This is a genomic window from Lonsdalea britannica (assembly GCF_946477055.1).
Classification (GTDB): domain Bacteria; phylum Pseudomonadota; class Gammaproteobacteria; order Enterobacterales; family Enterobacteriaceae; genus Lonsdalea; species Lonsdalea britannica_A.
The window spans coordinates 1-16,256 of sequence record NZ_CAMKXG010000051.1 but is presented as its reverse complement, the minus strand read 5'-3'; the positions used below and the strand labels follow the sequence as shown (position 1 = coordinate 16,256).

Here is a 16,256-nt window from a genome sequence, read left to right as displayed (position 1 = left end):
AAGGCGTTGCTGCGTCTGGCAACCGTCTGGAATATTCCGGTCGCCACCAACCGCTCCACGGCCGATTTCCTGGTGAACTCCGATATGTTCACTCAGCCCGTCGACATCGCCATTCCCGACTATCAGCGCTACCTGCAGGCTCGCCTGAAATAAGCGTCATGCGGGCCGCTGCTGGCCCGCGTTCATGCTCAGCCCCTCTTCACTGACTCACCTGCCGCCGCCATAGGCTTCGATCGCGGCGGGTGTTTCCCGATTGATCTAACTCGCCTTGCGCTGCTTGGGCACGCCCAGCCGATGCAGCTGTTCAACGAAGACCGACGGTTCATCTTTACGGAACAGCAACCAAACCTGATGTTTCGCGCGTGTCAGCGCCACGTAAAGCAGTCGGCGCTCTTCGGCATCGGGGAAATCTTCCGGCGTCGGCAACAGCACGTCTTCCAGCATCGACTCTCGTCCCGGCGCGGGGAAACCGTCTTTGCCATCCTGTAGCCCGACGATAATCACAAAGTCAGACTGCTGCCCTTTGCTGGCGTGGATCGTCATAAAATCGATGTTCAGTTTAGGCCAGCGGGTCGCCGCCTTTTGCAGCGCCTCGGGCCGTAGATGGTGATAACGCGCAAGCACCAAAATGCGCTCTTCGGGCTTCACATAACCGCTCATTTTATCCAGCAGCCCTTCCAGCTGCTCATCCGGCAGCAACACAACCGACTTTTTGTTCCCGTCGCGCAGGCTGTTGAGCGCCTTTTTCAGCTGGCTTGGATTCTGCTGAACGAATTGGCTGGCGATCTCGCCGATGCGTCGGTTGAAGCGATAAGTGGTGTCCAGCACGCACTGCGCCCCGACGCCAAAATGGTGCTCAAACGCGGTCGTCAGCGCCAGTTCCGCGCCGCTGAAACGATAGATGGCCTGCCAGTCATCGCCCACCGCGAACAGACTGGTTTCGCGATTTTGCCGCCGCAGCGCAGACAACAGCCGCGCTCGCTGGGGCGAGATATCCTGAAATTCATCGACCAAAATATGCTTCCACGGACTGATGAAGCGCCCTTTATCCAGCAAATTAACCGCCTGATGGATCAAGCCCGAGAAGTCGACCGCGCCTTCCTCTTTCAACGCTTTTTTCCAGGCCTTTAACAGTGGGGCCATCAGCCTGATGCGCTGTTGAAATACCGCACGCCGATCATCATCGGCCAGCTCCACCATTTCGCTCTGCGTACCGCCGTGCGAACGCATCAGCCCCAGCCAGCGTTCAAGACGACCTGACAGTCGGGAGGACAACGATTTATCCCGCCAGAAGTCGCCTTCGGGCACATCCCACTCAAGTTCATCAGTCAACCACTGCCGCCACCCTTTGGCCTGCGCTTTCTTATCGTTGCACTGCTGCTGCCACTCTTTGATCAGGAAGTGACGGCGATGGTCGGTGTCAGTTTCCAGCTTACTGATGGTGGGCACGCTGCGGCTGCAACTTTGAATAATATGCAGCGCCAGCGCATGGAAGGTTTTGGCCTTGATATCGCGGGTATTGAGGCGGCTCTCAATACGCTCGTTCATCTCTTCCGCCGCCTGTCGACCAAAGGCCAGCAGCAAAACCTGGTCCGGCGTCGCCTCGCCGCGATAGAGCAGCCACGCAGCCCGAGCCACTAACACCGACGTTTTGCCGCTGCCCGCGCCAGCCAGTACCAGCACGGCATCCTCGCCATTGACCACGGCCTGACATTGGGAAGGATTCAGGGGAGAACTTTCTACGTTAGCGAAAAAGTGCTGCTGCGCGTCGAGCGTCTGTGCCGTCCAGTGCTGGTTGGCTTTTTCACGTTGCGGCTCACCCGCTTCCAGCCACTGCAAGCAGCGTAAATAGTGATCTCGACAGTTATCGAATTCGCTGAGTCTCTCCAACGGCAGCGGCAGAGCGGAAAACGCCTCGCGAATATCCTGTTGTAACTGCGCCAGCTCTTTACGTCCGAACCATCGGTCGCGCGTTTCCAGACGGTGAATGGCGTCAATTTGACGCGTCAGCACGTCGGCGCTGACCTGGCTCATTTCGTCGCTCCACCCCTGCCAGGCTTTCATGACATAGTGAAAGAACTGCTGAGTCTCCTGCCATTCAGTGCCGTGGAGACGCACCACTTTATGATCCGGCAGTTCAAATTCCAGCTCGCCCCAAATCAGCCCTTTTTTGCAGCGGATCGCCAGCAGTTGATTGAATGGGATAAGGTATTCGTGTTTGTCGCCGCTGACTTTGACGCCAGCATTGAGCAATCTCACCCGGTTATAAGGGTGCTGCGCCAGATGCTTGCCCATCGAAGTTGATTTAAGTTCCATAATCTCCGCGCCGTACCTTGTGAGATCTTGTCGTTTAATCGCTAGTTTAACCGCTATGCCATCGCACGCTCTAGCCATAAAAACGGGTTAGGATATCGTTGCCAATAATGTGATAATTCTTTCTTCATCATAGAGTTTGATTCAAAACACAAGTCCTGGAGAAACTATGCGCACCGTGCTCAACATTCTGAATTTTGTCCTGGGCGGATTTTTCACCACGTTAGCCTGGCTCCTGGCAACCTGCGTCAGCATCCTATTGATATTTACGCTTCCCCTGACCCGCTCTTGCTGGGAAATCACCAAGCTGTCGCTGCTGCCCTACGGTAATGAAGCCGTTCACGTCGACGAGTTGCGCCCTACCGAAAAAAACCCTTTACTGAATGTGGGTGGCACACTGTTGAATGTCTTTTGGGTGATTTTTTTCGGCTGGTGGCTTTGCCTTTCACACATCACCTGCGGGATTGCGCAGTGCCTGACCGTCATCGGCATTCCGGTCGGCATCGCCAACTTCAAAATTGCAGCCATTGCACTCTGGCCAGTCGGTCGCCGCGTGGTCTCCGTGGAAGAAGCTCGAGCCGCGCGGGAAGCAAATGCCCGACGCCGTTTTCAGTAACCAGGCGGAATTATCGTGATTGTGACCCTAACAGCCTCCCTGCGCCGGTACATCTATAACAGTAACTGGCTCTACAATATCCGTATTTTTCTGGCGCTGGCGGGCGCTGCCGTCGTTCCCTGGTGGCTGGATATTCCGACTACCACCATTCCTCTTACGCTCGGCGTGGTCGCCGCTGCGCTGGCGGATCTGGACGATCGCCTGACGGGCCGCCTGATGAATTTGCTCATCACGCTGGGCTGTTTTTTGATCGCCTCAGTCTCCATCGAACTGCTGTTTCCCTACCCGTGGCTGTTTGGTATTGGACTCGCGCTGTCCACCTGCGGATTTATTCTGCTAGGCGCGCTGGGACAGCGCTATGCCACGATCGCCTTCGGCGCGCTGCTGATCGCGATTTACACCATGCTCGGGATTTCGCTCTACGACAACTGGTATCAGCAGCCCGCGTTGCTGCTGGTCGGCGCGCTGTGGTACAACCTGCTCACGCTGTTCGGGCACATTCTCTTTCCCATCCGTCCCCTGCAGGATAGTCTGGCGCGCTGCTATCATCAGCTTGCGCACTACCTCGATGCCAAATCCAACCTGTTTGATCCCGATACAGAAGACGACAACCAGCCGCTGATTGATGTGGCGATGGCCAATGGTCAACTGGTCGACACGCTTAACCAGGCCAAGTCTTCGCTGCTGACTCGCCTGCGGGGTGATCGCGGTCAGCGCAGTACGCGCAGAACGCTGCACTACTATTTCGTCGCGCAGGATATTCACGAACGCGCCAGCTCTTCCCATGTGCAATACGCGCAGCTGCGCGAAACGCTGCGCTACAGCGATGCGCTGTTTCGTTTTCAGCGTCTGCTGTCGATGCAATCTCGCGCCTGTGAACAGCTGGCCCAGTCCATCTTGCTGCATCAGAAGTACCAGCACGATCCGCGCATTGAAAAAGCCTTTGCGCATCTGGAACTAACCCTCGAAAAACTGGCGACGCAGGGAACGGCGGCCCCACAGCTGAAAGCCATGCGCCACCTGATCAACAATCTGCGCGCCATCGACGCCCAGCTTGCCACCATTGAATCCGAGCAGTCCGTCGAACAGGACGGGCAGAAAGAAAACCGGCTGCTGGCGGATGATAAAATCACCGGCTGGAGCGATATCTGCCTGCGTATCAGCCGTCACCTCACGCCGAAATCGGCGCTGTTCCGCCATGCCGTACGGATATCTGTGCTGTTGTGCGGCGGTTATGCATTTATTCAGGTCACTCATCTGCAGCACGGCTATTGGATTCTGCTCACCAGCCTGTTTGTCTGCCAGCCGAACTATAACGCGACGCGTCATCGCCTTACGCTGCGCGTCATCGGCACGCTGGCCGGGGTGTTGTTCGGTCTGCCCATCCTCTATTTCGTGCCGTCGATAGAAGGACAAATGACGCTGATCGTCATCAGCGGCGTGTTGTTTTTCGCCTTCCGCACCGTGCAGTACGCCCATGCGACCCTGTTTATTACCCTGCTGGTGCTGCTGTGTTTCAACCTGTTGGGCGAAGGGTACGAAGTGACTGTACCGAGGGTGCTCGATACGCTGATCGGCTGCGGCATCGCCTGGGCGGCAGTCAGCTTTATCTGGCCCGACTGGCGTTTTCGCGCTCTGCCGGCGGTCGTCAATAAAACGCTGTATGCCAACTGCCGCTATCTGGATGCGATTATGGAGCAGTACCATCAGGGGAAAAATAACAGCCTGGCGTACCGTATCGCCCGCCGCGATGCTCACAATAGCGATGCCGAGCTGGCGTCGGTGGTTTCTAATATGTCCGTCGAGCCGCATGCGACCAAAGAAAAACGCGAGCATGCTTTTCGGTTGATGTGTCTGAACCACACGTTGCTGAGCTATATCTCCACGCTGGGCGCCCATCGCGAAAAACTGACGTCGCCAGAAACGCTACAGCTGCTGGATGACGCCGTGTGCTACGTGGACGACGCTTTGCATCACGACGGCAACGATCGAAGCCAACTCGGTCAGCGACTGGCGTCGCTGGAGGAACGTATTCACGCTGCCAATCCGGAGTCTGAGAGTAAGGACCAGCTGGTGTTGCAGCAGATTGGCCTCATGATTGAGCTGCTGCCGGAGTTAGAAGTCTTGAAAGACCAAATGGCGGAACCGTCGGCCAATCCGGCACAGGCTTAACCGCCTTGGCGTAGAGATCTTGTCTTCATCGCTGTTCAGCCAGAACCCCGTGCGCACAACCCCTGCGCGCACGGGAATTCACGCCTCGAGTCGGATGACCCCCATCAATGCTTAGGCCGTTTCCCCTGACTCGCAAGGTGGTGCTTGAACCACTCAGTCAGCTCTTGGCGCACGTGTTCCGGCAGCGCTGCCTGATGAACGCCTCGAATGGCGCCCGCCAGCGCGAGCAAGACGCTGAGATTGAGGTCGTGCCTGACGACGCTCAAACGAAGAAAGGTCTGTATCTCCCCCAGTTCATGCAGCTGTTCAATGTTGCGAATCCCGGCTTTCCACAGCTGCCGTTCCAAATAGTGGTTAAGGTTGGGTAGGTCTTTCAATCGGATACTTCGTGTCTTGATGGCCTTATCTTGCCGTGCCCCTTCCAGCGACAATGACGCCAGCTGCAGGAGCTCCGGTTCGTTGTTCCACAAAGTATTGTCCACCTCGTAATAGTTCAGCGGGACCGGCACGCCGCGGTTGGTGTAAACCATGCTCACCATCTCCCGGGCGCGAAAATGCACTTCATGCTGTCGCGACGCCCGCAGGTAAAGTTCACCGTTAGACACCAGCGCGAAGATAATCTTGTCTGCTGCGATGCTGTAGCCACCAAATTGAGACCGGGAACTAATGGTTCCCAAAGAGGAAAAAACGTACTTAGACTGCCGAATCCTTTTTTCGCATAACTGCTTCATAACATTGTCCTTATCATGTTCACCCTAATTGCTGAATCGCAATATACGTAACGGGAACAAGTAATTAAGCATACGAAAACGGTTGCCTCAAATACAAAATGGCGTTGCTAGACATTCCCTGTAAATTATGCGAGGCGCTTTCAAATTCCGATTGATCTTTATTTATACACGCATTACTGTATGCGCATACAGTAACCCTGCCGGTGGAATTCACTTATGCGCACACAACTCGTCAACGCTCGCCGCTTCTCTCAGTCTTCATTACGTACGCAGGATGCGCCCGCGGTCGCCCCTCACGGCGGCGGCATCATCAGTGAAATTGTCTACAGCGACGATCAGCCTATTCTGGCGCCTTTGCTGCTGCCGCTGTTGCAGCAATTAGGGATGCAGTCTCGCTGGCTGTTGTGGCTGGCGCCGCAGCAAAAACTGAGTCGCACCTGGCTGCAGCAGGCGGGCTTGCCGCTCGACAAAATGATTGAACTCCATCATATCGACCCGGCAGGGACATTGGAGGCAATGGAAAAAGCCTTGAGAACGGGGAACTACAGCGCGGTGCTGTGCTGGTTGCCGACGGAGCTGGAAAACGAAGAAAAAATGCGCCTGCGCGAGGCGGCGGAAAGCGGAAATACCTACGGATTTATCATGCGGCCAGAGCGAAAAGCCATCAACAGACCATTTTCTACGTTAAAGATTCACTCCAGATTGTATCATTAAGTAAATTAAGAGTATTCCTACGGGGGAAAGCCGCCAAGTTAAAGATCCCCCGCAGTCATTGAGTTCTTTACTCCCCCCCTCCCATCACCTCTCATAAATATTCTGTCCAAACTGACAATTTAATCTATTATTTGTTAGTAAGTATGTGTGAAACGCTAGGTTTTTGTCTGGGGCTTCTAACATCATACTTGTAACTTTTGCATCACGTTGTAGACTTTACCCGCAGGAGTTGCTCTTCATATAACATCAGCTGACTGGTGAGAATAATTAAGAGCAATGTCTCCTTCAAAAGATTTTAACCAAAGGTTTATTAACTCTAAGAGTTAATTACCTGTTTGGATGATAATGAGGCGTAAAATGAAAAAAACAGCTATCGCAGTTGCAGTGGCACTGGCTGGCTTGGCTTCCGTAGCTCAAGCAGCACCGAACGACAATACCTGGTACGCAGGCGCCAAACTGGGCTGGTCTCAGTTCCATGACACTGGCCTGTATGGTAACGGTTACCAAACCACTAACTCCCCGCACGAAAACCAGCTGGGCGCAGGCGCCTTCGGTGGTTACCAGGCTAACCAATACCTGGGCTTCGAACTGGGTTACGACTGGCTGGGCCGCATGAAGTACACCGGTGAAAACCGCGGTAACTTCAAAGCACAAGGCGTTCAGCTGGCTGCCAAACTGAGCTACCCGATCGTTGACGATCTGGACGTTTACACTCGTCTGGGTGGTTTCTTCTGGCGTGCTGACAGCCACGACGACGTGACTGGTCGCGGCGGCAACGACACCGGTATCTCTCCGATGGCTGCAGTAGGTCTGGAATACGCAGTAACCAAAAACTGGGCTACTCGTCTGGACTACCAGTGGGTTAACAACATCGGCGACGCAGGCACCGTAGGTGGTCGTCCTGATAACGGCATGCTGAGCGTTGGCGTTTCTTACCGTTTCGGTCAGGAAACTCCGGCTCCGGTCGTAGCACCGACTCCGGCTCCGGCCCCGGTTGTTCAGACCAAACGCTTCACGCTGAAATCTGACGTTCTGTTCACTTTCAACAAAGCAGAACTGCGTCCTGAAGGCCAGAGCTCTCTGGACCAGCTGTACACTCAGCTGAGCACCATGGATCCTAAAGACGGTTCCGTTGTTGTCCTGGGCTTCACTGACCGTCTGGGTTCAGAACAGTACAACGAAGGCCTGTCCACTCGCCGTGCTCAGAGCGTCGTTGACTACCTGGTTGCCAAAGGCATCCCGTCTGACAAAATCTCTGCCCGTGGTCTTGGCGAATCCAACCCGGTTACCGGTTCTACCTGTGACAGCGTGAAAGGCCGTAAAGCCCTGATCGACTGCCTGGCCCCGGATCGCCGCGTAGAAATCGAAGTGAAAGGCATCAAAGACGTTGTGACTCAGCCGCAGGCTTAATCGCACTCGCTTTTCACGGAAAATAATGACGTAGTGTTTCACTGCGTCATATTCCAAGAATGATTAATGGCCCCTGATTTTCAGGGGCCATTTTTTTATTTTCTATGTGTGGGTTAACGCTAAATCATCGACTTGACATCCTGCCTCGCCCTTCCCTCTTTTTATTTATACGTCTCACGCCAGACTATTTTCTTCGCCCAAAGTCATTCGTGTGGTTTTTAATAATTCTGTCCCGTTAAAATAAAAGGAGTCATTTATCTTCCATTGCGTTTTCATTCCCTGAAGACCTAGTCCTTTTCCTGCCAATTTTTAACTCTACGAAGGATTAGGCACACGTTTATCGTGACAATAAATAATATGAAAACTAAATAAACGCGTAAGTATGAGGAAAGAAAGCGGAGGGAAAAATAAGAATGAGGTCTATGACAAGGCCATCGTGCTTGTCGTCACAGAGTGTGAAGGCAAAAAATAAGTGAGTGGTAATAATGACATACGCAATATTTCGTTTTTGAGTTCCTCATCTTCGCAACGGTTAGCATCAAATGTGGATGCGCTACCGACTGGGCGGGATACGCGCGCCCTGCTTAAACAAGTACGCGCGCTAATGTTTAGTTCATCAATATTGGCTTGCGCTATTCAATGCATCAATATCGTCCGCCGTGAGCGACAATCGAGTAGCCGCAGCGAGTTCGGCCACCTGTTCTACCGAGGTGGCACTGGCGATAGGCGAAGTCACACTCGGCCGCGCGATCAGCCAGGCCAACGCAACTTGACTGGACGAGACGCCATGCGCCTTCGCGACCTGATCCAATGCCTCTACAATACGGATGCCCCGTTCATTCAGATAACGTTCCACGACGCCTTTACCGCGTAAGCTTTTGGACGCATCTTCTGGGTGACGATATTTGCCGGACAAGAATCCGCTGGCCAGCGAGTAGTAGCTGATGACGCCCAGCCCATGCTCTTTAACTATGGCTTCCAGACCCGATTCATAATGCTGTCTGTCATACAGATTGTATTCAGGTTGCAGCGTTTCATAACGAGCTAACTGGTGGTCTTTACTGATCTGCAGCGCCTGAGCCAACCGGTCCGCCTCATAATTCGAGGCGCCGATAGCGCGAACCTTACCCTCACGGATTAACGCATCGAACGTCGACAGTGTATCTTCCAGCGGCGTCGATTTATCATCGGTGTGCGCCTGATAGAGATCGATATAATCTGTTTTCAGACGACGAAGAGAATCCTCTACAGCGCGGCGAATATAGGCGGGAGCCAGCCCCTTGGCGCCATTTCCCATCTCCATACCGACTTTGGTCGCGATAATGACTTTGTCGCGTTGACCGCTTTTCTTCAGCCAGTTGCCGATAATCGTTTCTGATTCACCGCCTTCGTTGCCGTCTGCCCATACGGAGTACACATCTGCCGTATCTATAAAATTGAGTCCCTGATCCACCAACGCATCCAACAGGTTAAACGAGGTCGGCTCATCGATAGTCCAGCCGAAGACGTTACCGCCAAAAGTGATTAGAGGAACGTGGATCCCTGAACGTCCCAGTTCTCGGGAAGGGGTTGAAGCAGTCATAGGCTATCTCCTTTTTGTGTAAACTCGCCTTGAAGGAACCGCAAAATAGCGGTCGCACTCGTACAATATAGAAGCAACACAGCGCAGATCCTCACCGCATCGGCACCGATAAAAGTTAATGCTATGGGAGCAATGCTTTAGTTTAGGTTATTTTCCAATATATAATCCGCCCCTTGTATCCCTACTGTCATTATTGGCACTCAGGTTGCCGACATAGTGTACAAAACTTGGCCTGTATCATATCTGGAGCAAACATGTCCCATCTCGTGCAATTCGTCCTCGCGTTAATCGTTATCGCCGGACTCGCGCTTTTGATCTGCCGCGATCGAAAAAGCATCCGTATCCGCTACATTATCCAGCTGTTAGTCATTGAAATCGTGCTGGCGTACTTCTTCCTCTACTCGTCGGTAGGATTGGGTTTCGTCACCGGATTTGCGGGACTCTTCGACAAGTTGCTCGGTTTTGCCGCCGAAGGCACCAACTTCGTCTTTGGCAACATGAATGCTCAAGGTCTGGCCTTTTTCTTCCTCAAAGTACTCTGCCCCATCGTCTTCATCTCTGCGCTGATCGGTATCCTGCAATACATCAAAGTTCTGCCTTTTATCATCCGCGTAATCGGTACCGTGCTGTCAAAAGTGAACGGGATGGGCAAACTGGAATCCTTCAACGCGGTGAGCTCGCTGATTTTGGGACAGTCGGAAAACTTCATCGCCTATAAAGATATTCTGGGCAAGATGTCGGAGAAGCGGATGTACACGATGGCGGCGACGGCGATGTCCACCGTCTCCATGTCTATCGTTGGCGCTTACATGACCATGCTGGATGCCAAATTCGTCGTGGCCGCGCTGGTGCTCAACATGTTCAGTACGTTCATCGTCCTGTCCCTGATCAACCCGTACAGCGTTGACGAAGAGCCGGAACTGCAGCTCAGCAACCTGCACGAGAATCAAAGCTTCTTCGAAATGCTGGGAGATTACATTCTCACCGGCTTCAAAGTGGCCGTTATCGTTTCCGCCATGCTGATTGGTTTTATCGCGCTGATCGCTGCCGTTAACGCCCTGTTCAGCGCCATCTTTGGCCTTAGCTTCCAGGAAATTCTCGGCTACTTCTTCTATCCGTTCGCCTGGATCATGGGTATCCCGGCGAATGAAGCCCTGCAGGTGGGCGGTATTATGGCGACCAAGCTGGTGTCTAACGAATTCGTTGCCATGATGGAATTGCAGAAAGTTTCCGCCCAGCTGTCTCCGCGTAGCGTGGGGATTCTGTCTGTGTTCCTGGTTTCCTTCGCCAACTTCTCTTCCATCGGCATTGTGGCTGGGGCGATTAAAGGCCTCAACGAAGCGCAGGGCAACACCGTCTCTCGCTTCGGTCTGAAGCTGGTTTACGGCTCCACGCTGGTGAGCCTGCTATCTGCGGCTATCGCCGGACTGGTGCTCTAAGCCTTTTCAGCTCTCGCCTCAGTTAACGCTACCCGGTCATCCAACGATGACCGGGTATTTTTTTATCCGCACGAAGATCGCTTCCCTATTGTCTTCATTTATGTTTCTTATTTACTCTCTATAGTTATACGCCATTCACCCTATAGCTTAAGCACTCTATTCTTTGCTAACCCCCAGTTTGGGGCATTGGAGATCTCGTTTCATTACTATGAATACCAAACGTCTCTTCCGCTTGCTGTCTTTGATCGCCGTTATCGCCGTCGTGATTATTGCGTGGCGATATTTCCACTCCACTACCCCGCCCGCAGGTTCAACGGCGAAAACCGCATCCAGCGGCGGCAGAGGCGAAGGTCGTCGCTCCATGACCACGCCGCCGGTGCAGGTCGCGAAATCCTTCACCGCCTCAGTGCCCTATTACCTGACCGGACTCGGCACCGTGACGTCGGCGAATACCGTCACCGTGCGCAGCCGGGTCAGCGGACAGCTGATGGCGCTGCACTTCGAAGAAGGCCAGCAGGTCGCCGCCGGCGCGTTGCTGGCGGAAATCGACCCACGGCCGTTTGTGGTGGAAGTGACGCAGGCGAAAGGACAGTTAGCCAAAGACAAAGCGCTGCTCGCCAACGCGCGTCAGGATCTGGCGCGTTACCAAGGGCTGGTAAAAACCAATCTGGTATCGCGTCAGGAGCTGGATACTCAGTCCTCGCTGGTGAAACAGTACGAAGCCACCGTGCAGTCCGATCAGGGCGCACTGGACAGCGCGCAGCTACAGCTGGATTACAGCAAGATCACCGCGCCCGCCAGCGGACGCGTCGGGTTACGTCAGGTGGATATCGGCAACTACATCACCAGTACGGATAACCTGCTGGTGCTGACGCAAACGCACCCGATCGACGCCGTTTTCTCCCTGCCGGAAGACAGTATCGCCACGATTCTTAAAGCGCAGAAGTCCGGTCAGCCCGTCGTCGTCGAAGCCTGGGACCGCGCCAATCAGCAGATGTTGTCGCAGGGTCAACTGCTCAGCATGGATAACCAGATCGACACCACCACCGGCACCATCAAACTGAAAGCGCGTTTTGAAAACAGCGATGACCTCCTGTTTCCCAATCAGTTTGTGAATATTCGGATGAAGGTGGATACGTTGCAAAACGCGGTCATCGCGCCCGCCGCCGCCGTGCAAATGGGCAACGAAGGCCACTTCGTCTGGCTGCTGAATGACAAAAATCAGGCGAGCAAACACCTGATTTCCATTGGTATCCAGTACGGGCAGAACGTGGTCGTCAACAGCGGTCTGAATGCAGGCGAACAGGTCGTGACGGACGGCATCGACCGTCTGACGGAAGGTATGAAGGTCGACGTAATTCCTTCCGCCTCCACCGAGCAAACGCCCACGACCGCCGGTCAAGATCGCCAGGCGAAAAAAGCGGAGACGCCCTGATGCAGGACAGCACGCCGAATCAGGGCGGCGGACCGTCCAGACTGTTCATTCTGCGCCCGGTCGCCACCACATTGTTGATGGTGGCGATTCTGCTGGCCGGTATCATCGGCTATCGCGCGCTGCCCGTCTCCGCGCTGCCGGAAGTCGACTATCCGACGATTCAGGTCGTCACGCTCTATCCCGGCGCCAGCCCGGACGTCATGACGTCGGCGGTGACCGCGCCGCTGGAACGCCAGTTCGGCGGCATTTCCGGGCTGAAGCAGATGTCGAGCCAAAGCGCCGGTGGCGCCTCGGTCATCACGCTGCAGTTCCAGCTCAACCTGGCGCTCGACGTCGCGGAACAGGATGTGCAGGCGGCCATAAACGCCGCCACCAACCTGCTGCCCAGCGATCTGCCGAACCCGCCGGTTTACAGCAAGGTCAACCCTGCCGATCCGCCGATTATGACGCTGGCCGTCACCTCCACCGCGATGCCGATGACGCAGGTGCAGGATCTGGTGGAAACCCGCATCGCCCAGAAAATTTCTCAGGTCTCCGGCGTCGGGCTGGTCTCGCTCGCGGGCGGGCAACGCCCCTCCGTTCGGGTACGCCTGAATCCGACGGCGCTGGCCGCCTACGGGCTGAGCAGCGAGAATGTGCGCACTGCCATTACCGCCGCCAACGTCAATGCGCCGAAAGGCAGCTTCGACGGCCCGGCGCGCTCGGTCACGCTGTCCGCCAACGATCAGATGCGTTCGATTGACGACTATCGTCAGCTCATCATCACCTGGAGCAACAGCGCACCGGTCAGGCTGCGCGACGTCGCCACCGTTGAACAAGCGCCGGAAAACACCTATCTGGCCGCGTGGGCGAACCGCCAGCAGGCCATCATCATCAACGTGCAGCGCCAGCCGGGGGCCAACGTGATTGCGACGGCCGATAACATCCGCAGTCTGCTGCCGTCTCTGCAAGCCAGCCTGCCCAAGTCGGTTGAAATGTCGCTGCTGACGGACCGCACCACCACCATCCGCGCCTCCGTCGCTGACGTGCAGTTCGAGCTGATTCTGGCGATTGCGCTGGTCATCATGGTGATCTACCTGTTCCTGCGCAACGCGGTCGCCACGCTGATCCCCAGTATCGTGGTGCCGCTGTCGCTGATCGGCACCTTCGCCGCCATGTATTTCCTCGGCTTCTCTATCAACAACCTCACGCTGATGGCGCTAACCATCGCCACCGGTTTCGTGGTGGACGATGCCATCGTCGTGATCGAGAACATCGCCCGCTATATCGAACGCGGGGAGAAACCGCTGAATGCGGCGCTGAAGGGCGCAGGCGAAATCGGCTTTACCATTATCTCACTCACGTTCTCGCTGATCGCCGTGCTGATCCCGCTGCTGTTTATGGGGGACATCATCGGCAGGTTATTCCGCGAATTTGCGATGACGCTGGCGATCTCGATTTTGATCTCCGCCGTGGTGTCGCTCACCCTCACGCCGATGATGTGCGCCCGTATGCTCAGCCACAAAGGCCTGACACGTCAAAACCGCTTCACCCGCGCCAGCGAACGTTTCTTTGACTGGGTGATCGCCGCTTACGGCCGCGGGCTGACCCGAGTGCTGCAACATCCCTGGCTGACGCTGTGCGTGGCGTTAAGCACGCTAGTGCTGACCGTCTTACTGTATCTGGTGATCCCGAAAGGCTTTTTCCCGCAGCAGGACAACGGGATCATTCAGGGCACCGTGCATGCCTCCCAGACCGTATCCTTCTCCACGATGGCGCAAAAACAGCAGCAGGTCGCCTCCATCATCATGAAAGATCCGGATGTCCAAAGCGTCTCGTCGCTGATTGGCGTGGATGGTACCAACCCGTCGCTGAACAGCGGACGGCTGCAAATTAACCTCAAGCCGCAGGACGAGCGCAGCGACAGCATGACCGACGTCATCACGCGCTTGCAGCAGCAGACGGCGCAGCTGCCGGGCGTCACGCTGTATTTACAGCCGGTGCAGGATCTGACCATCGATACCCAAATCAGCAAAACGCAGTACCAGCTGACCGTCCAGACGCTGTCGCTGGATACGCTCAGCACCTGGGTGCCGAAGCTGGTAGAACAGCTCTCCACCCTGCCCGAATTGCAGGACGTCAGCAGCGACTGGCAGGACGAGGCGGCCGTCGCTTACGTGAAGGTGAACCGAGACAGCGCCACCCGGCTCGGCATTTCGATGTCGGATATCGATAACGCGCTCTACAACGCCTTCGGACAGCGGCTGATTTCGACCATCTACACCCAGTCGAACCAGTACCGCGTCGTGCTGGAACAAGACACCCGTCAGCGTGACGGATTGGCCGCCCTCGATGACATCCGGCTCATCAATAGCGAGGGCGGCGTCGTCCCCCTCGGCAGTATCGCCACGGTGGAACAGCGGCAGGGACCACTGGCGATCAACCATGTCGACCGCTTCCCGGCGGCGACGGTCTCCTTTAATCTGGCGCCGGGCTACGCGCTGGGCGATGCGGTCAAAGCCATCGAAAAAGCGCAGCAGAACATGGAGCTGCCGTCGGAAATCACGACCCGTTTCCAGGGCAGCACTCTCGCCTTCCAGTCCGCCCTGACCAGCACCGTCTGGCTGGTCGTCGCGGCGGTGATCGCGATGTATATCGTGCTCGGCGTGTTGTACGAAAGCTTCATTCATCCGGTGACCATCCTCTCCACGTTGCCGACCGCAGGCGTCGGCGCGCTGTTGGCGTTGCTGGTCGCGGGAAGCGATCTGGATATCATCGCCATCATCGGGATCATTCTGCTGATCGGGATCGTGAAGAAGAATGCGATCATGATGATCGACTTCGCGCTGGCCGCCGAACGGCAGCAGGGCATGTCGCCGTATGACGCGATTTATCAGGCCTGTCTCCTGCGTTTCCGCCCCATCCTGATGACCACCATGGCCGCGCTGCTCAGCGCCCTGCCGCTGATGCTGAGCACCGGCGTCGGTGCCGAACTGCGGCGTCCGCTGGGCATCTGTATGGTCGGTGGGCTGGTGATGAGCCAGGTGCTGACGCTGTTCACCACGCCGGTGATTTACCTGCTGTTCGACCGCCTGTCTCTTCGTCTTCGCCGCAAACCGGCTGAAACGCAGGGAGAAGCCTGATGAAGCTGTTCGCGCTGTTTATTCATCGTCCCGTCGCGACCACGCTGCTGGCGCTGGCGATTGCGCTGTGCGGCGTGCTCGGCTTCCGGCTGCTGCCGGTTTCGCCGCTGCCTCAGGTGGACTTCCCGGTGATTTCCGTGTCCGCCTCGCTATCGGGCGCGTCGCCGGAAACCATGGCGTCCTCGGTGGCGACGCCGCTGGAGCGGGCGCTCGGCCGCATCGCGGGCATTACCGAAATGACCTCCATGAGTTCGCTCGGCAGTACCCGCATCATTCTGCAGTTCGAGCTGGATCGTGATATCAACGGCGCCGCCCGCGATGTGCAGGCCGCCATCAACGCCGCCCAAAGTCTGCTGCCTACCGGGATGGCCAGCCGCCCCACCTACCGCAAGGTGAATCCGTCCGACGCGCCCATCATGATTATGACGCTGACCTCGGACACCTACTCCCCCAGCCAGCTGTACGATATCGCCACCAATCAGGTGTATCCGCGTATTTCACAGCTGGAAGGCGTGGGCGATGTGACGATCGGCGGCAGTTCGCTACCGGCGGTGAGGGTCTCACTCAACCCGCTGGCGCTGTTCAATCAAGGCGTATCGCTGGATGCAGTCCGCGAGGCGATAGATGGCGCCAACGTGCGCCAGCCCGTCGGCAGCGTAAACGACAATACGACGCACTGGCAGATAGAAACCAACGATGAACTGAAAACGGCGAAGGTCTAC

At 55.9% G+C, this 16,256-nt stretch carries 11 protein-coding genes and 1 pseudogene; 9 read left to right on the top strand and 3 right to left on the bottom strand.

From position 1 onward, the window contains the following. A pseudogene (locus Q7O77_RS05735) lies at positions 1–153 on the top strand (methylglyoxal synthase); the annotation flags it as partial. A 105-nt stretch (positions 154–258) separates the two neighbouring features. Here Q7O77_RS05735 and helD read toward each other — a convergent pair. Next, positions 259–2,316: a DNA helicase IV gene (gene helD, locus Q7O77_RS05730; protein WP_304164189.1), complete on the bottom strand. Its 2,058-nt coding sequence runs from the start codon at positions 2,314–2,316 to the stop codon at positions 259–261. Positions 2,317–2,482: 166 nt separating this feature from the next. Between helD and Q7O77_RS05725 the strand changes: the two genes are divergently transcribed. Together Q7O77_RS05725 and yccS are read left to right on the top strand one after the other, a co-directional pair. After that, the gene (locus Q7O77_RS05725) at positions 2,483–2,929 is read left to right on the top strand and encodes a YccF domain-containing protein (protein ID WP_304164186.1); all 447 of its coding nucleotides are present in this window, start codon (positions 2,483–2,485) and stop codon (positions 2,927–2,929) included. 15 nt (positions 2,930–2,944) lie between these two features. Beyond that, positions 2,945–5,101 carry a YccS family putative transporter gene (gene yccS, locus Q7O77_RS05720; protein WP_304164183.1) on the top strand — a complete coding sequence of 719 codons (2,157 nt, stop codon included), beginning with the start codon at positions 2,945–2,947 and terminating at the stop codon, positions 5,099–5,101. A 104-nt stretch (positions 5,102–5,205) separates the two neighbouring features. On the opposite strand, the gene Q7O77_RS05715 is transcribed toward yccS, so the two are convergent. Beyond that, on the bottom strand, positions 5,206–5,832 hold the full coding sequence (locus Q7O77_RS05715; protein ID WP_304164180.1) for a TfoX/Sxy family DNA transformation protein: 627 nt from the start codon (positions 5,830–5,832) through the stop codon (positions 5,206–5,208). A gap of 216 nt (positions 5,833–6,048) precedes the next feature. Here Q7O77_RS05715 and sulA point away from each other — a divergent pair, with 216 nt between their 5' ends. Further along, complete coding sequence (gene sulA, locus Q7O77_RS05710; RefSeq protein WP_085652559.1) at positions 6,049–6,546, top strand: SOS-induced cell division inhibitor SulA; 498 nt, start codon at positions 6,049–6,051, stop codon at positions 6,544–6,546. 357 nt (positions 6,547–6,903) lie between these two features. Further along, complete coding sequence (gene ompA / locus Q7O77_RS05705; RefSeq protein WP_085652560.1) at positions 6,904–7,956, top strand: porin OmpA; 1,053 nt, start codon at positions 6,904–6,906, stop codon at positions 7,954–7,956. 616 nt (positions 7,957–8,572) lie between these two features. On the opposite strand, the gene Q7O77_RS05700 is transcribed toward ompA, so the two are convergent. Next, entirely contained in the window at positions 8,573–9,538 is a 966-nt protein-coding gene (locus Q7O77_RS05700; RefSeq protein WP_304164179.1) for an aldo/keto reductase, read from the bottom strand. Positions 9,539–9,792: 254 nt separating this feature from the next. Here Q7O77_RS05700 and Q7O77_RS05695 point away from each other — a divergent pair, with 254 nt between their 5' ends. The 4 genes from Q7O77_RS05695 to Q7O77_RS05680 form a co-directional block, all read left to right on the top strand. Beyond that, a complete protein-coding gene (locus Q7O77_RS05695; protein ID WP_304164177.1) occupies positions 9,793–10,977 on the top strand; it encodes a NupC/NupG family nucleoside CNT transporter in 1,185 nt (394 codons plus the stop codon). A gap of 208 nt (positions 10,978–11,185) precedes the next feature. Continuing rightward, complete coding sequence (locus tag Q7O77_RS05690; protein WP_304164175.1) at positions 11,186–12,412, top strand: MdtA/MuxA family multidrug efflux RND transporter periplasmic adaptor subunit; 1,227 nt, start codon at positions 11,186–11,188, stop codon at positions 12,410–12,412. Beyond that, the gene (locus Q7O77_RS05685; protein WP_304164172.1) at positions 12,412–15,534 is read left to right on the top strand and encodes an MdtB/MuxB family multidrug efflux RND transporter permease subunit; all 3,123 of its coding nucleotides are present in this window, start codon (positions 12,412–12,414) and stop codon (positions 15,532–15,534) included. Before Q7O77_RS05690 ends, Q7O77_RS05685 begins: the two co-directional genes overlap by 1 nt. Next, positions 15,534–16,256: efflux RND transporter permease subunit (locus Q7O77_RS05680; RefSeq protein WP_304164171.1), on the top strand; the 723-nt coding region annotated here is incomplete at its 3' end. The genes Q7O77_RS05685 and Q7O77_RS05680, both read left to right, overlap by 1 nt.